We start from the raw sequence: 18,641 nt of genomic DNA on the forward strand, positions 1-18,641 counted from the left end.
TTTGCTTATAACGGCGCAATTGCAACATCGCTGGGGGCCACCGGTGCGGGCAGGATGGTGGAACCGCTGAGGTACTTATCCACCGCGGCGGCGCTCGCCCGGCCCTCCGCGATCGCCCAGACGATCAGCGATTGCCCACGACCGGCGTCGCCAGCCACGAAGACGCCTTCGGTATTCGTCATGTAATAGCCGTCGCGCACCACATTGCCCCGGGCATCCAGTTCGGTGTCCAGTTGCTCGCTGAGCTGAACGGTCTCCGGTCCAGTGAAGCCGAGGGACAGGAACACCAAGTCCGCGGGAATTTCCCGTTCGGTGCCCGGCTTAGGCAGTCGTTTGCCATCGACATACTCGGTTTCGGCGATTCTCAGCCCGGTGAGCACACCGTCTTTGCCGATGAATTCCACGGTCGAAGCGAGGTAGGTACGTTCGCCGCCCTCTTCGTGGGCGCTCGCCACCTCGAACAGCGTGGGGAACATCGGCCACGGCTGGTGCGCGGGGCGTTCCGCGGGAGGCTGCTGACCGATCGCCAGCGTGGTCACGGACGCAGCCTGCTGGCGGTGCGCGGTGCCCAGGCAATCCGCACCGGTATCGCCGCCACCCAGGATGATCACGTGCTTTCCCTGGGCGTCGATCTGGTTCTCGACAGCGTCTCCGGCCACCACCCTATTGGCCTGCACCAGATAGTCCATCGCGAAGTGCACCCCCGAGAGCTCACGGCCCGGAATCGGCAGATCACGCGGCACGGTGGCACCGGTGGCGATCAGCACGGTGTCGTAACGACGTCGTAATTGCTCCCAGGAGACATCCTTGCCGATCTCCACGCCGGTCCGGAACCTGGTGCCCTCGGCGCGCATCTGCTCCAGACGACGGTCCAGATGCTCTTTTTCCATCTTGAAATCGGGGATTCCATAGCGCAGCAGGCCGCCGATCCGGTCATCTCGCTCGTACACCGCAACGGTGTGGCCGACCCGGGTCAGCTGCTGTGCGGCCGCGAGCCCGGCGGGGCCGGAGCCCACCACCGCGACCGTACGCCCGGTCAACCGGGCCGGTGGCAGCGGTTTGACCCAATCGTTATCAAAGGCTTCGTCGATGATCGACACTTCGACTTGCTTGATGGTCACCGCGGGCTGGTTGATGCCGAGCACACAGGAGGACTCACAGGGAGCCGGGCAGAGCCGACCGGTGAATTCGGGAAAGTTATTGGTGGCGTGCAGCCGTTCAATAGCCTCTTCGCCCTTGTCCCGGCGCACCAGGTCGTTCCACTCCGGGATCAGGTTACCCAGCGGGCAGCCCTGATGGCAGAACGGCACTCCGCAGTCCATGCAGCGACCGGCCTGCGATTTCAGCACGCCTTTTTCCTGCGCTTCGTAGACCTCTTTCCAGTCCATGATGCGCACCGGAACGGGGCGCCTGGGCTGGGTCTGCCGGTTGCGGACGTCCAAGAAACCTCGTGGATTAGCCACCTGTCACCTCCAAGATCCGTTTCCACACCACATCGCCATCCGGATCGAGGCCCTCTTCGGTAGCCTGCTTCCTGGCGTTCAGCACAGCCGCGTAGTCCCGGGGCAGCACCTTGGTAAAGCGGGCGGTGGTGAGCTCCGGGTCGCTTTTGAACTCCTCGAGCAACCGGGTGGCTTGGGCTGATCCGGTCTCTTCTTGATGGCGGCGCAGCAAGTCCACGATGAACTCGAAGTCTTCCTGATCCAGTTCGTGCAGTTGCAGTTCTCCGGAGTCCAGGGCTTGTTTGTTCACCCGGCTGTGCCGCAGATCGAGCACATAGGCCACTCCGCCGGACATCCCGGCGCCGAAATTCCTTCCGGTGCGGCCCAGGATCAGCGCGCGTCCGCCGGTCATGTACTCGCAGCCGTGATCGCCAATGCCTTCAGCCACCGCGGTGGCCCCGGAGTTGCGCACCAAAAAGCGCTCACCGACTTGACCGCGCAGGAAGATCTCGCCGCTGGTCGCCCCGTAGCCGATGACGTTTCCAGCGATCACATTCTCCTCGGCGACGAAGACGTTACTGCGCTCCGGGCGGACGATAATCCGGCCACCGGAGAGGCCCTTGCCAACGTAGTCATTGGAGTCGCCGAAGAGCCGCAGGGTGATGCCAGCGGGCAGAAAGGCCCCCAAGGACTGGCCGGCTTGACCGGTCAGCGTGACATCGATGGTATCGGTGCCGAGGGTCTCGACGCCGAACCGCTTAGTCACCTCGTGGCCCAGCATGGTGCCCACCGAGCGATCGGTATTCACCACCGCCACGCTGATCTTCACCGGGCTGCGGTCGGCCAGCGCTTCAGCGGCCATGGTCACCAGTTGCTGATCGAAGTGCTTATCCAGTTCGTGGTGCTGCGGGACCAGGTTCCGCAGCGGAACTTCGGCGTCGAAGCCCTGGTTCTGCAGAATCGGTGCCAGGTTCAGCCCATCGGTCTTCCAGTGATCGACCGCCTTCTGAATATCCAGAGCATCGGCGTGCCCGATCGCTTCTTGCAGACTTCGGAACCCGAGTTCCGCCAGGATCTCACGCACTTCCTGAGCTAGGAACTCGAAGAAGTTGACCACAAATTCCGGTTTTCCGGTGAACCTGGCGCGCAGTTCAGGGTTCTGGGTGGCCACCCCGACCGGGCAGGTATCCAGGTGACAGACCCGCATCATGACGCAGCCTGAGACCACCAGCGGTGCGGTGGCAAAGCCGTATTCCTCCGCACCGAGCAGGGCGGCGACGACGACATCTCGACCGGTCTTGAGCTGCCCGTCGACTTGAACCACCACGCGGTCGCGCAGGCCGTTGAGAATCAGGGTCTGCTGGGTCTCGGCCAAGCCGAGCTCCCAGGGCGCACCCGCGTGCTTGAGCGAGTTGAGCGGGCTGGCACCGGTTCCGCCGTCGTGCCCGGAAACCAGCACGACGTCGGCCTTGGCCTTGGTGACCCCGGCCGCCACGGTGCCGATTCCCACCTCGGAGACCAGCTTGACGTGCACCCGAGCTTCGGGGTTGGCACGCTTGAGATCGTAGATCAGCTGAGCCAGGTCCTCGATGGAGTAGATATCGTGATGCGGGGGCGGCGAGATCAGCCCCACTCCCGGGGTGGAATGCCGGGTGGCAGCGATCCAGGGGTAGACCTTCTGGGCCATCAGCTGGCCGCCTTCGCCGGGCTTGGCACCCTGGGCCATTTTGATCTGGATATCCTCGGCGTTCGTCAGATACAGCGAGGTCACTCCGAACCGGCCAGAGGCGACCTGTTTGATCGCCGAACGGCGACGCGGGTCGAGCAAGCGGTCGACGTCCTCCCCGCCTTCCCCGGTATTGGACTTGGCGCCTAGCTGATTCATCGCGATGGCGAGGGTCTCGTGAGCTTCTTTAGAGATGGAGCCATAGCTCATCGCACCGGTGGAGAACCGTTTAACGATCTCAGAGACCGGCTCCACCTCGTCGATGGAGACCGGTGGGCGGGCGCCTTCCTTGAACTGCAGCAGACCACGCAGGGTCATCAGATTGGCTGATTGATCGTCCACTGCCTTGGTGTAGTTCTTGAAAATGTCGTAGCGGCGCTCACGAGTCGCATGCTGCAAACGAAAGACGGTGTCCGGGTTGAACAGGTGCGGTTCTCCCTCACGGCGCCACTGGTACTCCCCGCCGCCCAACAGCGGCCGGTGAGCCTGTTCCACGCCGTCCTCCGGGTAAGCCATGGCGTGCCGGGCTGCCACCTCAGCGGCGATCACTTCCAAGCCGATGCCGCTCAGCTGGCTGCGGGTGCCCGCGAAGAACTCATCCACCAGATCCTGCGAAAGCCCGAGCGCCTCGAAGGTCTGCGCTCCGCAATATGAAGCAACCGTGGAGATGCCCATTTTGGACATGATTTTGAGCACGCCTTTACCAAGGCCCTTGATCAGGTTATAGACGCCCTGTTCCGGGGTCACCCCCGGAATATCGTTGGTCCTGATCAGTTCCTCGACGCTTTCCATCGCCAGATACGGATTCACCGCGGCCGCGCCGTAGCCGATCAGCAAAGCGACGTGATGCACCTCGCGCACATCTCCGGCCTCCACCACGAGAGCGGTCTTAGTGCGGTTCGCGCTGCGCAGTAAGTGGTGGTGCACGGCACTGATCAGCAGCAACGAGGGAATCGGCGCCCACTGAGCGTTCGATTCACGATCAGAGAGCACCAGATACTGCACGCCGCGGTTGATCGCGCCGGAAACCTGTTCGCAGATCTCGGTGAGCCTGGCGCGCAGCGCCGCTTCGCCTCCGGCCACGCGGTACAGCCCGCGGACCTTGATCGCCAGCCGGTCGCCCTCCGGGGATTCGATATTCGCGATTTTCGCCAGTTCATCGTTGTTGATCACCGGGAACTCGACAGAGACCTGAGGCTGACGCACTTGACTGGTGGCTAGCAGATTGCCGTTCGGGCCGATCGCCGTGCGCAAGGAGGTGACGAGCTCTTCGCGGATCGCGTCCAGCGGTGGATTCGTCACCTGAGCAAAGGATTGCACGAAGTAATCGAAGAGCAGCCGTGGCCGGTTGGAGAGCACCGCGATCGGAGTATCTGAGCCCATCGCACCCAGCGGCTCGGCCCCGGTCCGTGCCATCGGCCCCAACAGGATGCGAAGCTCTTCCTGGGTGTAACCGAAGGTGCGCTGCCGCAGGTTCACCGAAGCAGAGGTATGCACCACGTGTTCGCGTTCGGGCAGGTCCTTGAGACTGATCAGGTTCTGTTCCAGCCATTCCGCCCACGGTTCAGCGGCAGCCAGCTCGGCTTTGATTTCCTCGTCGGCCACGATCCGCCCGGCGTCGGTGTCCACCAGGAACATCTTCCCGGGTGAGACGCGGCCCTTCTTGACCACCTTGGCCGGTTCGATGTCGATCACGCCGACCTCGGAGGCGAAGACCACCAGGCCATCCTCGGTGACCCAGTAACGGCCGGGGCGCAGGCCATTGCGATCCAGCGTCGCCCCAACCAGGGCCCCATCGGTGAAGGAGACAGCGGCGGGGCCGTCCCAGGGCTCCATCAGCAGTGAATGATACTCATAGAAAGCCCGCCGGGCAGGGTCCATCGTGGCGTGGTTCTCCCAGGCCTCCGGGATCATCATCATAATGGCCTGAGTGATCGGCCGGCCGGAGAGCCAGAGCAATTCGGCCACTTCATCGAAGGACGCCGAGTCGGAGGCGCCGGGGGTGCAAATCGGGAAGAGCTCTTCGGGGTGCTCCCCCAGCAGAGGGCTAGCCAGCGTCGACTGCCGGGCCCGCATCCAGTTCCGGTTGCCCTTCACGGTATTGATCTCGCCATTGTGGGCGATGGTGCGGAAGGGCTGGGCCAGCGGCCACGACGGGAAGGTATTGGTGGAGAATCGGGAGTGCACAATGCCGAGTTTGGTTTTGAACCGGCTATCCGAGAGATCCGGGTAGAAGGGCTCCAGCTGAGCAGTGGAGAGCATGCCCTTGTAGACGATGGTCCGGCTGGAGAGCGAAGGGAAGTACACCCCTAATTTGTTCTGCGCACGCTTACGGATCCGGTACGCCCTGGAATCCAGGGCCATCGGTAGCTCCTCGGCGGAGAGCGCCTCTGCCGCTTCCTCCGGGAGCGCCAGGAAGAGCTGCATGAAACGCGGCATAGAGGCGCGAGCCATCGAACCGACCAGATCAGCTACCACCGGGACATTGCGCCAGCCAAGGACCCGTAGGCCCTCTTCTCGAGCCAACGATTCCAGGCCTTCGATCGCCACCTGAGCTTCGCCGTCCTGAACCGGCAAGAAGGCGGTGCCGACCACGTAGCTTCCTGCCGCGGGCAACTCAAAATCGCTTACCGCCCGGAAGAACTCATCAGGGATCTGGGTGAGCAGCCCCGCGCCGTCACCGCTTCCCTCGTCCGCACCGACGGCGCCACGATGCTCGAGCGCGCGCAATGCGGTCAGCGCTGCATCAACGATGTCGTGCCCCGCTACGCCCCGCAAGGTGGCGATGATCGCCAGGCCGCAGGCATCTTTCTCGTCCTCAGGATGGTAGAGCCCGCTCGCCTCTGGGAGCCCGGCGAACCGAGTGAAGGGTGACTGAACCGTTGATCCGGGAACGCGGGTGTTCCGGGCATCAGGCTGTTCAGCCGCGAGCATAGCTGCTGCGGAAAGATGGTGCGTCATAGCTGAGTCCTTCCCCGTCAGTGAGCGCACAGCCAAACTGGCCGTGACTAGGGGGACAACACTGGCCCCTCGGGCGAGAGATTCTCGCCCGGCATGAAGTTCTTTTCGCTGCGTGCCGTTGATGCGCGGCACAGCGACTCAGGGCTTATCGGTCTTTCCGCCCTGCGTTTCAGCTTCGGACTCGGCGCTGGTTTGCACCTCCGAAGGGTTATTCGGCAGATTACCATGTGAAGATTCCTTGGCCGCATCTTGAGACAAGGTGTCCACATGGTGGACATCTTGCTGGCTGGCCTCACCTTGCGGGCTTTCGGAAACCACTGATCCTTCATCCGCAGCTGGCTCGCTCTTCGTCGGAGCTTCAGGCGAAGCAGCTTCTTCGCCGATCGAGGCGGGCTCGGTGACCGCGGCCAATGACTCTTCTGAACCCTCCGGTTCACCGGTTGCCTCTCGACCGGGGAGCATCACGCTGCGCACCGGATCGTTCTTCCGGCCGACAAAACTCAGGACCAGGAAGATGATCAGGGCCGCGAGGAAGACCAGAATCGAGGTCCAGACATTCAGCCTGGTGGTGATTCCGAAGAAGGTGATCTGCTCGGCGTCATCGATCCGCAGAGCCTCGATCCATACCCGGCCCAAGGTGTAGTAGATGGCGTAGAGCCAGAACAGCCGTCCACGGCGGAAGTGGAAGCGCCGGTCGAGCAACAGCAGAATCGCTACGCCCAGCAGGTTCCACAGGGACTCGTAGAGGAAAGTAGGGTGAAAGAGGGTGTCCGCGGCGTAACCAGCTGGAAAATTCGGGCTGTTCGGATCGACCTGCAGACCCCAGGGCAGGGTGGTCGGCCCGCCGAAGAGCTCCTGGTTGAAATAATTACCCCAGCGGCCGATCGCCTGGGCCAGCAGCAGGCCAGGAGCCGCGGCGTCGAGCAGCGCGCTGAGCTTCACCCCGGCGCGGCGACAACCGATCCAGGCACCCACCACCCCGAGCACGACAGCGCCCCAGATACCCAGACCGCCTTCCCAGATCCGCAGGATCTTCCAGGGATCCCCGCCACCGCTGAAGTTCTCACCAAAATACGCTTTCGGAGAGCTAAAGACGTGATAGAGCCGACCACCGATGATGCCGAAAGGAATCGCCCAGATCGCAATATCCCACAGTGAACCGGCGGGAGGATTCCGTCGGTTCCAGCGGACGCTGGTGAGCCACAGAGCCGCGATGATACCGAGCAGGATGGCGAGCGCATAGGCGTGAATCGTCAGAGCGCCCCACGGCAGCGGAATGGAGAACCCAGACCAGCTCGGGCTCGGAATACTTGCCGGCAATGCCCCGGCTGCCTGCAGTGTGCTCACTAGTGGCCTTCCTGTTGATGCGCATTGGCCTCTGCGGTGAGCAGAGTACCGGCACTCAGTTCTTCGGTCAGCGCTGCCACCGCGGGGACTCCGCCATCGCGGATCGCGGCAACCAGCGCAGTGCCAACAATAACCCCATCCGCATAGGCCGCGATCTCACGCACGTGCCCGGCGTGGCTCACGCCCAGCCCGACGCAGACCCGTGCGGCTCCGGCCTGCCGAGTCGCCGCCACCAGGCGTTCCGCACTCGAGGAGACGTTCTGCCGCGCCCCGGTGACTCCCATAATGGAGACCGCATAGACGAAGCCACGGCTAGCCGCCACGGTGCGGGCCAGTCGTTCGGGACTCGAGGACGGCGCCACCAGGAACACCCGGTCCAATCCGAACTCGTCGGAAGCTGCGATCCACTCTGTGGCCTCATCCGGAATCAGGTCGGGGGTGATCAGTCCCGCTCCCCCGGCTTCGGCGAGTCGCCGCGAAAATTCACGGACTCCCATTTGCACCACCGGATTCCAGTAAGTCATCACCAGCACGGCGGCATCGGTCTGCGCGGTGATCCCGGCGACGACGTCGAAAACGCTGGCCACTCGGAATCCTGAGGCCAAAGCTTCTGTAGTGGCCGCCTGAATCACCGGGCCATCCATCACCGGATCGGAATAGGGGATGCCGATCTCGATCAAATCCGCACCATTGCGCGCCATGGCGATTCCGGCGTCGATGGTGGACTGCACATCGGGGTAGCCCGCTGGCAGATAGCCGATGAGCGCTGCCCGGCCCGCGGCTTTCGCCTTGTCGATGGCGGCAGCCGCCTTGCTCGGCAGTTGAGGAGCATCGGCTAAGGGGGGCAGGCTGACACTCATTTCGTCTCTCCCAGATCGACGTGGCCCAGATCGAGTTTCCCGAGCTTAAACCATTCTGCCGCGGTGCCGACGTCCTTATCCCCGCGCCCGGAGAGATTCACCAGCACGATCACCTGGCGAGGATCAGCGACGCCTTCGGTGAGCCGTTTGCCGATCCTGATCGCACCGGCCAAGGCATGCGCGGATTCGATAGCGGGGATGATTCCTTCGGTACGGCAGAGCAAAGCGAAGGCATCCATCGCCTCGGTATCGGTCACCGGTTCATAACTGACCCGGCCGATATCCGCCAGATAGGAATGCTCCGGACCGACTCCCGGGTAGTCCAGTCCCGCCGAAATGGAATGCGACTCAATGGTCTGGCCATCGTCATCCTGCATCAGATAGGAACGTGCACCGTGCAGCACTCCGGGCTTGCCGAGCGTGATGGTTGCCGCGTGCCTGCCGGTTTCCACCCCGTCTCCCCCGGCCTCGAAGCCGTAGATCTTGACTTCCGGATCATCCAGGAAGCCGTGGAAGATGCCGATCGCGTTGGAGCCGCCGCCGATGCAGGCGCAGACCGCATCGGGCAACCTTCCGGCTTGTTCCAGAATCTGTTCCCTGGCCTCTTCGCCGATCACCTCGTGGAAGAAACGCACCAGGGCCGGAAAGGGATGAGCTCCCGCCGCGGTACCGAGCAGATAGTGAGTGGTGTCCACATTCGCCACCCAGTCCCGCAAAGCTTCGTTAATGGCGTCTTTGAGGGTCTGGGAACCGTGGGTCACTGGCACCACGGTGGCGCCGAGCAACTGCATCCGGGCCACGTTCAGGGACTGCCTGCGGCAGTCCTCGGCCCCCATGTAGACGACGCATTCCAGCCCGAGCAGTGCAGCAGCGGTGGCGCTGGCCACCCCGTGCTGGCCCGCTCCGGTCTCCGCGATGATCCTGGTCTTGCCCATCCGCTGGGCGAGCAGGGCCTGGCCCAGCACGTTGTTGATCTTGTGCGATCCGGTGTGGTTGAGGTCCTCGCGCTTGAGGAAGATCCTGGCGCCACCGGCGTGCTGAGAGAACCTCTCCGCTTCGGTGAGCAGGGAGGGACGGCCGGAATAATTCTTGTTCAATCGGGTGATCTGAGCCAGAAACTCCGGATCGACCTTGGCCTTCTCAAAGGTATCTTCCAGTTGATCGAGGGCGGCGATCAGCGATTCCGGCATCCAGCGGCCCCCGAAATCACCGAAGTACGGCCCGGAAGCATGTTTGAGTGAAGCACGCGGTGAATTGCTGACCATGAGTAATCCTTCGATCGAATGTCAGAGAGCGTTGACTGCTGCCGAGCGGAACTCGGCAATTCGCTGGGCCGGAGTCGAATCGCTGACCAGAGCCTCGCCCACCAGCACGGCGGTGGCTCCTGCGGCGGCATATCGGGCGACATCCGCGGCGTCACGAACTCCTGATTCCGCCACTAGGACCAGGCTTTCGGTCAGATCGTCGCGCCCAGAAGCAATGGAAGGCAGTTCAGCGGCTAAATCGGCGAATACCTGTCGATCGACGTCCAAGGTTTTCAGATTGCGTACATTGACTCCGAGGATCTTCGCACCGATCGCCAGCGCCCGCCGGACTTCTTCCGCGGTGTGCGTCTCCACCAGGGCGTTCATACCGAGCGATTCGGTCAGCTCGAGGAATTCGCGGAGTTCCTGATCGGTCAGCGCGGCGACGATCAGCAGCACCAAGTCGGCTCCGTGAGCGCGAGCCTCCCAGATCTGATAGGCATCGACGGTGAAGTCCTTGCGCAGCACCGGGATGTCGACGGCGGCGCGCACGGCGTCCAGATCGGCCAGCGAGCCGGCAAAGCGGCGCTGCTCAGTGAGCACACTGATCACTGCGGCCCCGCCTTCGGCATAGCTGCGAGCCAGGGCAGCCGGATCGGTGATACTCGCCAGATCCCCCTTGGATGGGCTGCGCCTCTTCACCTCGGCGATCACCGAAAGCCCCGCTGCCTGCAAAGCCGGCAAGGCGTTCATCGCAGGCTTCCGGCGCTCTGCCGCGGCTTTGACCTGGGCTAGCGGAGTTTCTTCGAGCCGGACCGCGAGATCCTCTCTGACTCCTTGGATGATCTCGTCGAGGACAGTGCCGGAGATCGTTGGATCCGGCACTCAGTGACCCGAGTTCTTGATCTTGGAGCCACCTACGCCGTAACCAGCAGCGCGCAACACCAAGCCGAGGATCAGGCCGACGACCATCACGACCAGGCCCGCGATGAACAATGGAGTGCTCGCGATGACAAAAGCAATCGAGGAGAGCAGGGCACCGGCGAGCATGACCAAAACGCAGGTCCAGGCAGCGGGGCTGTTTCCATGTCCGTCAGCTGCGTGCGCGACCTCATCGGGGCTCACAGAAGCTTCGCGGTTGACGGTCTTGGGGCTCATGACTTCTCCTGAGTACTTTGATGTTCTGAACTATCTTCTATTGTGCCAGATGTCGGATCCTCGCCACGGCTCAGCCGGTCCCAGCTGTCAATATCGTCGAGCGGCTCACCAGCCGCCGACGCCGAGGAGGCCGGCTTCTGGTACTTGTCGTATTTCCTGCTGCCAGCCCAGCGTGAGCCGAGGAACAAGATCGCCAGAGCACTGATCAGCAGCAGCACGCCGGCTGCCAGGGCGACCCACACCATGACCGTGACGCTCGCATTGAGCGGGATTCCGGTCAACCCGATTTGCGCGCCCACCGGTCCGGAGGCGGCAGCCTGCGGGTTCACCAGCACGGCGATAATGGCAATGTCGATACCCAGGGCGGCCAGCAGGATCACGCAGCCCGCAATGATCCTGATGACTCTGCCGGAGATCGAGGCGGCCAGCGAAGCGGCGATGGCCACCACAGCGAAGGCGGTCACCGCGGTAGCGGCCTTGGATCCCTGAACCGCGATATCGCCAACCTTGACGGCGCCCTGATCAACGGCGGTGTGCAACCAGCTCTGAGTGGTGGTGCCCAGAATCGCGACTGCCAGCAGCAGAGCGCTCAGGATCAGAATGCTCTTCTTACGGTAGAACGGAGTCTTCACTGAAGCCTCAACCATCCAGATCCGCTCCAGAGTTCAGCGCCCGTAGCTGCTGGGCCAAGTAGACGGCTCGCAGCGGCGCTGCTGCCTTATTCACGGTCTCCTGAGCCTCGGCTTCATCCTGGGAATCAGCCACGATGCCGCCACCAGCTTGCACGTAGGCGACCCCCTGACGCAGCAATGCCGTTCTGATGGTGATCGCGGTATCCATATTCCCGGCGAAATCAAGATAGCCCACCACACCGCCGTAGAGCCCGCGGCGGTGAGGCTCCAGTTCATCGAGCAGGCGCATGGCGCGAGGCTTCGGTGCACCGGAGAGAGTCCCTGCGGGGAAGGTGGCAGCCAAAGTGTCGTAGGCGGTTTTGCCGGGAGCCAGGGTGCCCACCACGGTGGAGACCAAGTGCATGATGTGGCTGAACCGCTCGACCTCCATGAACTGCGTGACGTCCACACTGCCGGGCAGGCAGACTTTGGAGATGTCATTCCGGGCCAGATCGACCAGCATCAGGTGCTCGGCTCGCTCCTTCTGATCGGCCAGCAGATCTTCCGCCAGCGCCTGATCGGCTTCCACGGTTTTGCCGCGCGGCCGCGAACCGGCGATAGGATGCGTGATGACCTCGTCCCCGGTCACCGTGACGAGCGCTTCCGGTGAGGAGCCCACGATGGCGTAGTCCGCCCCGTCGGGATCGACAAAGCTGTAGAGGTACATATAGGGGCTCGGGTTGGAGGCCCGCAGCAACCGATAGACATCCAGCGGGTCCGCCGCATTATCCAGCTCGAAACGCCGCGACACCACGACCTGGAAGACCTCGCCGTCCACAATCGCCTCTTTGCCGAGTTTGATCGCGGCAAGATATTCGGCTTCGTCCCAGCGCTCCCGGACAGCCTGACGGTAGTCGCCAGGTTGCTCTGCGCCACTGGGCGTAGCGAGGGCACTCACCTGCTGCGCGGCGGGGGCTGCTATCGCCTCGAGCATGCTGGTCACCCGGCTCACCGCGTCATGCCAGGCCTCATCGACTCGTTCGTCGCTGCCGTCGAAGTTGATCGCATTAGCGATCAGCAGGACGCTGCCGTCGGTATTGTCATGGACCGCCATATCACTCACCAGGTTCATCGCCAGCTCGGGCAGCTGAAGATCGTCCTGTGGCGGATGAGGCAGCGATTCCCAGTGACGCACCGATTCCCAGCCCAGGAAACCGACCATTCCGGAGCTGAACGGCGGCAGCCCCTCGAAGCGGTCAGTGCGCAGCAACTCCACGGTACGGGCCAGAGCCTCGACCGGATTGCCCTCGGTGGGAACACCCTTCGGCGGTTCACCGATCCAGTGTGCTTCTCCCGCTTTGCTGGTCAGAGTGGCCCGAGAGCGCACCCCGATGAAGGAATGCTGCGACCAGACGCCGCCGGGTGCCGCTGACTCCATCAGAAAGGTGCCCGGGGCGCCATCCGCCAGGATCCGGTACAGGCCGATCGGGGTGTGCGAGTCAGCGAGCAGGCGCAGAGTCACCGGAATCACTCGGTGCTGCTTCGCCAGCTCACGGAATTCCTGCAGGCTGGGGCTGATCTGCCCCAGCGAGGCAGCGCTACTTTCCTTCATTCTTCAGCTTTCCTGGGCTATTTCTTGAACTAGTTCTTGGGCCAGCACGACGGCGGGCAGGATGCGCCCGTCGAAACAACTGTGGGTTCCGGTGTGACAGGCGGGGCCGTGCTGATGAACACTCACTAAAAGCGCATCGCCGTCGCAATCGATGGCGACGGACTTCACCAGTTGGATGTTCCCTGAGGTGTCGCCTTTACGCCAGTACTCCTGTCGAGAGCGGGAGTAGAAGGTGACCCGCCCCGTGGTCAAGGTGCGGCGTAGCGCCTCGTCATCCATCCAGCCGAGCATCAGCACTTCTTTGCTGTCGTGCTGCTGCACTATGGCAGCAATCAGGCCGGCGGCATCGCGCTTGAGCCGTCCGGCAATTTCCGGGGGCAGCGGCTGATCTTCTGAAGTCTGTTGAGCGGGCATCCGAATAAGTCTATTGCCTCAACTCTCGATGCCGCGGAATCGAGTCCGATGATGAAGATTCTCGGCGGTTCGGATCGCTCTTTTAAGCTCAGATCATGCTAATTTCGAAGTGATGCATTTCGTAGATCCGTCCCGAGAAGTCCTCGCCGAAACGTTGCTCGCAGCCGGCCCAGGAGCGGATACTCTCTGCGCTGGCTGGCGCACCCAGGAACTGGCCGCACATCTCTATCTGCGCGAGCGGAACGCCGGAGTCGGGCTCGGATTGATCTTGCGTGCTTTTAGCCGCGCTTCGGATACCACGACCCGTAAACTGGCGGCCAAGGCCTCCACTGTCGAAGGCTATGCGAAATTGGTTGAGCAGTTTCGTGCTGGCCCTCCCGCTCTTTCTCCGATGCGGATCAAAGCGGTGGATGAGAGCGCTAATCTGATCGAGTACTTCGTGCACACCGAAGACGTGCGCAGGGCCACCGATCGCTGGGCCCCCCGCGCCTTGGATGAAGAGTATTCACAGGCTCTCTGGGATGAATTGATCAAACGAGCAGCCCTGCTCTACCGGGGTGTCGATCTGGGCATCGTGCTGGTGCAGCCCTCCGGCCCACGTCACGTCGCCAAGCGCGCTCCTGTTTCGGTAGCCATCGTTGGCGCACCGGGTGAATTGCTGATGCACGCCTTCGGCCGCACAGATCACGCTCTGGTGACCTTCGAAGGGCAAGCCGATGCGGTGGCACTGCTGAAAACAGCCGAAGTCGGAATCTGAGCGGCTGAAGCTACCACGATTCTTTAGCTCATCTGACCTGATAGCCCGCTGCCCGGATGGCGGCTTTAACCCGGGCGATGACGTCATTAGGGCCGAAATGAAAGACGGAGGCGGCCAGCACGGCGTCCGCTCCGGCTATTACCGCCGGTGGGAAGTGCTCGGGTTTCCCGGCACCCCCGGAGGCGATCAGCGGAACTTTGACGGCGGCCCGCACCGCGCGGATCATCTCCAGATCGAATCCTTCTTTGGTGCCATCGGCATCGATGGAATTGAGCAGGATCTCCCCCACTCCACGGTCCGCTGCCTCTTGTGCCCAGCTGATCGCGTCCAGGCCGGTACCGCGACGGCCGCCGTGGGTCGTCACTTCGAAGCCCGAAGCTAGAGCTGGGTCCTCGGTGCGTCTGGCGTCCACCGAAAGCACCAGTACCTGAGAACCGAAGTGCCGAGTGATCTCATCGATCACCTGGGGCCTGGCCACTGCGGCGGTATTGATCGAGGCCTTGTCCGCCCCCGAACGCAAGAGCCGGTCGACGTCGGCAACTTCGCGGACGCCACCGCCCACGGTGAGCGGGATGAAGACCTCTTCTGCGGTACGCGCCACCACGTCGAAGGTGGTCTGCCGGTTGCCCGAGCTGGCGGTGACATCCAGGAAAGTCAGTTCGTCTGCCCCCGCCAGGTCATAGCGCCGGGCCAGTTCAACGGGATCTCCGGCATCGCGCAATTCGGCGAAGTTCACACCTTTGACCACTCTTCCGGCGTCCACGTCAAGGCACGGGATCACCCTGATAGCTACGCTCATCGTGGCTCTCCTCTCAGATCCGGGCGGCGTGGATCGAGGTCACCAGAATGGCACGCGCACCCAGCTCGTAGAGCGCATCCATCACCCGGTTGGTGTCCTTCTTGAGCACCATCGAGCGGACCGCGGCCCATTCGGAGTTCTGCAACGGGGAAACCGTGGGAGATTCCAGGCCCGGGGTGAGTTCGCTCGCGGCGTCCACCAGCTCGGCGCGGATATCGTAATCCACCAAGACGTATTGCCGGGCCACCAGCACGCCTTGCAGGCGGCGGATTAGCACATCCAAGCCCGCTGGGCGTTCACCGGAACGGCCGATCAGCACGGCTTCGGAACGCAGGATCGGCTCACCGAAGACCTCCATTCCAGCGGCGCGCAGGGTATTTCCAGTTTCCACCACATCGGCGATGGCATCGGCAACCCCCAGGCGCACGGAAGATTCCACCGCGCCGTCCAGCCGGACCACCTTGGCATCGATACCTCGCTCGCTCAGGTAGCGACGCAGCAGACCGTCATAGCTGGTGGCGAGGCGTTTTCCGGAGAGTTCCTGGGCGGAATTGAAGTCTCCGATGGGTCCGGCGAAGCGGAAGGTGGAGGCGGCGAATCCCAGTTCGAGTAATTCATCGGCGGCCACCTCGGCGTCGAGCAGCAGGTCCCTGCCGGTGATTCCGACATCCAGGGTTCCGGCCCCGACATAGACGGCGATATCGCGGGGGCGCAGATAGAAGAACTCGATGTCGTTATCGGAGTCCACCAGCACGAGTTCACGGCTGTCCCGGCGTTGCCGGTAACCCGCTTCGGAGAGCATAGTGACTGCTGATTCGGAGAGGGAACCTTTATTCGGTATGGCTACCCGGAGCTTTGCTGACATAAGAAGTCTTTCGTTGTGCTGGGAGTGGGCGTCACAAGCCACCAACGGAGCAGCTGGTGGCTACAGATGCTCGTAGACGTCCGGCAAGCTGAGCCCTTTGGCCACCATCAGCACCTGGACGTGATAGAGCAATTGCGAGATTTCCTCGGCGGTTTCGCGATCGCTCTGATACTCGGCAGCCATCCACACCTCGGCGGCTTCCTCGACGATCTTCTTACCGATGCCGTGCACCCCAGAGTCCAGTTCGGCAACCGTTTTGGACCCTTCGGGGCGTTGCACTGCCTTCTCGCTCAACTCGGCGAAGAGGTCTTCGAAAGATTTCACAGCAACACTCTATCGTCTCTGCCAACCGGGTCCGCGCCGAGCGCGGAGATCAGCAGCTACCGACGTCTTAAAACCTCTGAGCACCGCGGTCGATGGAGAGCCGAAGCATTCAGCCACGCAGCACCAAGGCCGTTTGCAAGGCCGCATGAGTAGCCTCGAACCCCTTGTCTTCCGCAGAACCGGGCAGTCCGGCGCGGTCGATGGCCTGCTGTTCGTTATCACAGGTGAGCACCCCGAAGCCGATCGGGACGCCGGTTCGCACCGCCACGTCGGTGAGGCCTACGGTCGCTGCTTGGCAGACATAATCGAAATGCGGAGTACCACCCCGGATTACCACACCGAGTGCCACCACGGCGTCATACTCGGGAGCCAATCTGGCCGCGGCCACCGGGAGCTCAAAAGTCCCTGGCACCCGGATCACCCTCGGACTGGCCACTCCGGAGGCCTGCGCAGCCCGCAGCGCGCCGTCGAGCAAGCCGTTCATCACTTGCTCGTGCCAGGAGGCAGCAATGATCACCAATCGAAGTCCGCTGGCCTCAAGAGTCTCAGCCTGCGGAGCACCAGCGCCGCTCATGCCAGTTGTCCGTTGCTCTGCGGCGGAACGCCCAAGGTCAGCTGATGGTTCATCTTGTCCCGTTTGGTTTGTAGGTAGCGCAGGTTCTCTGCTCTGGAAGGCACTTCAGCAGGCTGGGTGGCAGCGACCTCAATGCCCAGGGCACGGAGTCGCTCTGCCTTAACCGGATTGTTCGACAACAGCGCGATGGTCTGGAACCCCAGCTCTCGCAGGATCGCGGCAGCGGCCCCGTAGGAACGGGCGTCAACCGGTAAGCCGAGCTGTTCATTGGCCTCAACGGTATCCGCACCGGCTTCTTGAAGCGCGTAGGCGCGCAGCTTATTGGACAAGCCGATGCCGCGCCCTTCCTGACCGCGCAGATAGATCACCGCGCCACCGTGCTGCTGAACCTGATCCAGTGCATAATCCAGTTGCTCGCCGCAATCGCAACGGTAGGAACCGAAGACGTCGCCCGTCAGGCATTCCGAATGGACTCTCACCAGCGGCGTCGCACCCACCGGTACCGGCACCAGCACGGAGAGGTGCTCGATTCCCGAGCCGGTCTCGTGCCAGGCCTGGGCCTGGAAGATTCCGTGAGCGGTCGGCAGCTGGACCACCGGGCCGCCACTCACCTCGACCTCGGGATCGAGAGGGATCGGGGTGTTCATCGTGCCGCCTCCAAATGTTGCTCCAAGTCTTTACTCTCCAGGTAATCGGCCAAATCGGCAATCGAGATCATCGGGCAACCGTGCTTCAGGGCGAACCTTCTCAGCTCATCCCGCCGCATCATCTCGCCATCATCCCGGACTACCTCGCTGATCACACCCACCGGTTCACATCCCGCTAGGCGCGCCAACTCCACGGCCGCCTCGGTGTGGCCGCGCCGTTCCCTGATTCCACCTGCAACCGCTCGCAAGGGGAAAATATGCCCTGGACGGTTAAAATTTTCAGCATTTTTTGCCGGATCGGCCAGGAACACTGCGGTGATCGAACGATCGCTCGCGCTGATTCCGGTGCTGGTGACCTCTCGGGCGTCACAGCTGACGGTGTAAGCGGTTCCCTTGACATCCTCGTTATGGGCTGTCATCGGCGGCAGCCGAAGGGCATCGGCCCGCTCAGCGGTCAAGGGAATACAGACCACACCGGAGGTGTGCCTGATGGTCCAGGCCATCAGTTGTGGCGTGCTGTGCTGCGCGGCGAAGACGATATCGCCCTCGTTCTCTCGGTCTTCGTCGTCCACCACGATCACGGCACCGCCCTGTGCTATCGCGGTGATCGCGTGCTCAATCGGATCGAGCAGATTCATGATCTCTCCTCTGCTGTTATCAGGCCCTGTTCGCTGCCACGCTCATTGTCCCGCGCGCGGAAGGCGAGCAGCCGCTCGGTGTACTTCGCCAGCACATCGGCTTCCAGATTGACGCCTTCGCCCAAGGCTTTACCGCCCAAGCCGGTGTGCTCGAGGGTGGTGGGGATCAGCCCGACCTCGAACCACTGCTCGGTCGCCTCGACCGGGCTCACCGCCGTCACGGTGAGCGAGACGCCGTCCACCGCAACCGAGCCCTTTTCCGCAAGGTAGCGGGCAAGGCCGCTGGGGACGCTGAAGCGCAGTCGCTGCCATTCCCCTAGGTCCTCCCTCTCGATCAGCGCTCCGACCCCGTCGACGTGCCCCTGCACGAGGTGCCCATCAAAACGCTCCGCGGCGGAGAGGCAGCGTTCCAAATTGACCCGGTCCCCCACTTCACGATCTCCGATAGTGCTTCTCTGCAACGTCTCGCCCATCACATCCACGCTGATCAGAGCCTGATCGATCGAGGTCGCGGTGAGGCAGACGCCGTCCACGGCGATCGAGCCTCCCAGGGCCAGGCCTTCGGCTTGATCTCCCAGTTCGAGCAGCAGTCTGGCTGCGCCGTCGTCGGTTCTGTGCAGTTCGCGGACCGTTCCGCGTCCGCTGATGATTCCGGTGAACAT

General features: G+C 62.9%; 18 protein-coding genes. 1 reads left to right on the forward strand and 17 read right to left on the reverse strand.

All coding sequences use genetic code 11. The features are described from left to right. Window positions 1-5: 5 nt before the first annotated feature. From ABDK06_RS10270 to hisI, 10 genes are all read right to left on the reverse strand, one after another. Window positions 6-1,463, reverse strand: coding sequence for a glutamate synthase subunit beta (locus tag ABDK06_RS10270; protein WP_394940933.1), 1,458 nt, complete (start codon window positions 1,461-1,463; stop codon window positions 6-8). Next, window positions 1,456-6,129 carry a glutamate synthase large subunit gene (gltB, locus tag ABDK06_RS10275; RefSeq protein WP_394940934.1) on the reverse strand — a complete coding sequence of 1,558 codons (4,674 nt, stop codon included), beginning with the start codon at window positions 6,127-6,129 and terminating at the stop codon, window positions 1,456-1,458. The genes ABDK06_RS10270 and gltB overlap by 8 nt, the downstream gene beginning before the upstream one ends. 138 nt (window positions 6,130-6,267) lie before the next feature. After that, a complete protein-coding gene (lgt, locus tag ABDK06_RS10280) occupies window positions 6,268-7,476 on the reverse strand; it encodes a prolipoprotein diacylglyceryl transferase (RefSeq protein ID WP_394940935.1) in 1,209 nt (402 codons plus the stop codon). After that, entirely contained in the window at window positions 7,476-8,336 is an 861-nt protein-coding gene (gene trpA, locus ABDK06_RS10285; RefSeq protein WP_394940936.1) for a tryptophan synthase subunit alpha, read from the reverse strand. The genes lgt and trpA overlap by 1 nt, the downstream gene beginning before the upstream one ends. Beyond that, window positions 8,333-9,601, reverse strand: a complete 1,269-nt coding sequence (trpB, locus tag ABDK06_RS10290; RefSeq protein ID WP_394940937.1) for a tryptophan synthase subunit beta — start codon at window positions 9,599-9,601, stop codon at window positions 8,333-8,335. Before trpB ends, trpA begins: the two co-directional genes overlap by 4 nt. A gap of 21 nt (window positions 9,602-9,622) precedes the next feature. After that, complete coding sequence (gene trpC, locus ABDK06_RS10295) at window positions 9,623-10,465, reverse strand: indole-3-glycerol phosphate synthase TrpC (RefSeq protein ID WP_394940938.1); 843 nt, start codon at window positions 10,463-10,465, stop codon at window positions 9,623-9,625. Beyond that, window positions 10,466-10,738: an HGxxPAAW family protein gene (locus ABDK06_RS10300; protein WP_394940939.1), complete on the reverse strand. Its 273-nt coding sequence runs from the start codon at window positions 10,736-10,738 to the stop codon at window positions 10,466-10,468. It abuts the gene before it with no gap. Further along, a complete protein-coding gene (locus tag ABDK06_RS10305; protein ID WP_394940940.1) occupies window positions 10,735-11,385 on the reverse strand; it encodes a Trp biosynthesis-associated membrane protein in 651 nt (216 codons plus the stop codon). The genes ABDK06_RS10300 and ABDK06_RS10305 overlap by 4 nt, the downstream gene beginning before the upstream one ends. Then, complete coding sequence (locus ABDK06_RS10310) at window positions 11,378-12,961, reverse strand: anthranilate synthase component I (protein WP_394940941.1); 1,584 nt, start codon at window positions 12,959-12,961, stop codon at window positions 11,378-11,380. The genes ABDK06_RS10305 and ABDK06_RS10310 overlap by 8 nt, the downstream gene beginning before the upstream one ends. Window positions 12,962-12,964: 3 nt before the next feature. Then, complete coding sequence (hisI, locus tag ABDK06_RS10315; protein ID WP_394940942.1) at window positions 12,965-13,375, reverse strand: phosphoribosyl-AMP cyclohydrolase; 411 nt, start codon at window positions 13,373-13,375, stop codon at window positions 12,965-12,967. A gap of 112 nt (window positions 13,376-13,487) precedes the next feature. On the opposite strand from hisI, the gene ABDK06_RS10320 reads away from it, so the two are divergent. Continuing rightward, window positions 13,488-14,132, forward strand: a complete 645-nt coding sequence (locus ABDK06_RS10320) for a TIGR03085 family metal-binding protein (RefSeq protein WP_394940943.1) — start codon at window positions 13,488-13,490, stop codon at window positions 14,130-14,132. Between the two features lie 28 nt (window positions 14,133-14,160). Here the strand turns inward: ABDK06_RS10320 and hisF are convergent, their stop codons facing one another. From hisF to ABDK06_RS10355, 7 genes are all read right to left on the reverse strand, one after another. Beyond that, the gene (gene hisF, locus ABDK06_RS10325; protein ID WP_394940944.1) at window positions 14,161-14,931 is read right to left on the reverse strand and encodes an imidazole glycerol phosphate synthase subunit HisF; all 771 of its coding nucleotides are present in this window, start codon (window positions 14,929-14,931) and stop codon (window positions 14,161-14,163) included. A gap of 13 nt (window positions 14,932-14,944) precedes the next feature. Then, window positions 14,945-15,796, reverse strand: coding sequence for an ATP phosphoribosyltransferase (hisG, locus tag ABDK06_RS10330; RefSeq protein WP_394940945.1), 852 nt, complete (start codon window positions 15,794-15,796; stop codon window positions 14,945-14,947). A gap of 60 nt (window positions 15,797-15,856) precedes the next feature. Further along, on the reverse strand, window positions 15,857-16,120 hold the full coding sequence (locus ABDK06_RS10335) for a phosphoribosyl-ATP diphosphatase (protein ID WP_394940946.1): 264 nt from the start codon (window positions 16,118-16,120) through the stop codon (window positions 15,857-15,859). Window positions 16,121-16,229: 109 nt separating this feature from the next. After that, window positions 16,230-16,694 (reverse strand): 6,7-dimethyl-8-ribityllumazine synthase, encoded by a 465-nt coding sequence (gene ribH / locus ABDK06_RS10340; protein WP_394940947.1) that lies wholly within the window; start codon window positions 16,692-16,694, stop codon window positions 16,230-16,232. Next, window positions 16,691-17,341 (reverse strand): GTP cyclohydrolase II, encoded by a 651-nt coding sequence (locus ABDK06_RS10345; protein ID WP_394940948.1) that lies wholly within the window; start codon window positions 17,339-17,341, stop codon window positions 16,691-16,693. The genes ribH and ABDK06_RS10345 overlap by 4 nt, the downstream gene beginning before the upstream one ends. Beyond that, window positions 17,338-17,979 (reverse strand): 3,4-dihydroxy-2-butanone-4-phosphate synthase, encoded by a 642-nt coding sequence (ribB, locus tag ABDK06_RS10350; protein ID WP_394940949.1) that lies wholly within the window; start codon window positions 17,977-17,979, stop codon window positions 17,338-17,340. The genes ABDK06_RS10345 and ribB overlap by 4 nt, the downstream gene beginning before the upstream one ends. Continuing rightward, window positions 17,976-18,641: a riboflavin synthase gene (locus ABDK06_RS10355; RefSeq protein ID WP_394940950.1), complete on the reverse strand. Its 666-nt coding sequence runs from the start codon at window positions 18,639-18,641 to the stop codon at window positions 17,976-17,978. Before ABDK06_RS10355 ends, ribB begins: the two co-directional genes overlap by 4 nt.

The sequence above is a fragment of the Psychromicrobium ferritrahens genome, from assembly GCF_043789415.1.
Taxonomy (GTDB): domain Bacteria; phylum Actinomycetota; class Actinomycetes; order Actinomycetales; family Micrococcaceae; genus Renibacterium.

Excerpts from the sequence above, each read along its gene's own strand:
- gltB (WP_394940934.1), bottom strand. The coding sequence starts at position 6,129 with ATGACGCACCATCTTTCCGCAGCAGCTATGCTCGCGGCTGAACAGCCT.
- trpA (WP_394940936.1), bottom strand. The coding sequence starts at position 8,336 with ATGAGTGTCAGCCTGCCCCCCTTAGCCGATGCTCCTCAACTGCCGAGC.
- trpB (WP_394940937.1), bottom strand. The coding sequence starts at position 9,601 with ATGGTCAGCAATTCACCGCGTGCTTCACTCAAACATGCTTCCGGGCCG.
- ABDK06_RS10300 (WP_394940939.1), bottom strand. The coding sequence starts at position 10,738 with ATGAGCCCCAAGACCGTCAACCGCGAAGCTTCTGTGAGCCCCGATGAG.
- ABDK06_RS10305 (WP_394940940.1), bottom strand. The coding sequence starts at position 11,385 with ATGGTTGAGGCTTCAGTGAAGACTCCGTTCTACCGTAAGAAGAGCATT.
- ABDK06_RS10310 (WP_394940941.1), bottom strand. The coding sequence starts at position 12,961 with ATGAAGGAAAGTAGCGCTGCCTCGCTGGGGCAGATCAGCCCCAGCCTG.
- hisI (WP_394940942.1), bottom strand. The coding sequence starts at position 13,375 with ATGCCCGCTCAACAGACTTCAGAAGATCAGCCGCTGCCCCCGGAAATT.
- ABDK06_RS10320 (WP_394940943.1), top strand. The coding sequence starts at position 13,488 with ATGCATTTCGTAGATCCGTCCCGAGAAGTCCTCGCCGAAACGTTGCTC.
- hisF (WP_394940944.1), bottom strand. The coding sequence starts at position 14,931 with ATGAGCGTAGCTATCAGGGTGATCCCGTGCCTTGACGTGGACGCCGGA.
- hisG (WP_394940945.1), bottom strand. The coding sequence starts at position 15,796 with ATGTCAGCAAAGCTCCGGGTAGCCATACCGAATAAAGGTTCCCTCTCC.
- ribH (WP_394940947.1), bottom strand. The coding sequence starts at position 16,694 with ATGAGCGGCGCTGGTGCTCCGCAGGCTGAGACTCTTGAGGCCAGCGGA.
- ABDK06_RS10345 (WP_394940948.1), bottom strand. The coding sequence starts at position 17,341 with ATGAACACCCCGATCCCTCTCGATCCCGAGGTCGAGGTGAGTGGCGGC.
- ribB (WP_394940949.1), bottom strand. The coding sequence starts at position 17,979 with ATGAATCTGCTCGATCCGATTGAGCACGCGATCACCGCGATAGCACAG.
- ABDK06_RS10355 (WP_394940950.1), bottom strand. The coding sequence starts at position 18,641 with ATGTTCACCGGAATCATCAGCGGACGCGGAACGGTCCGCGAACTGCAC.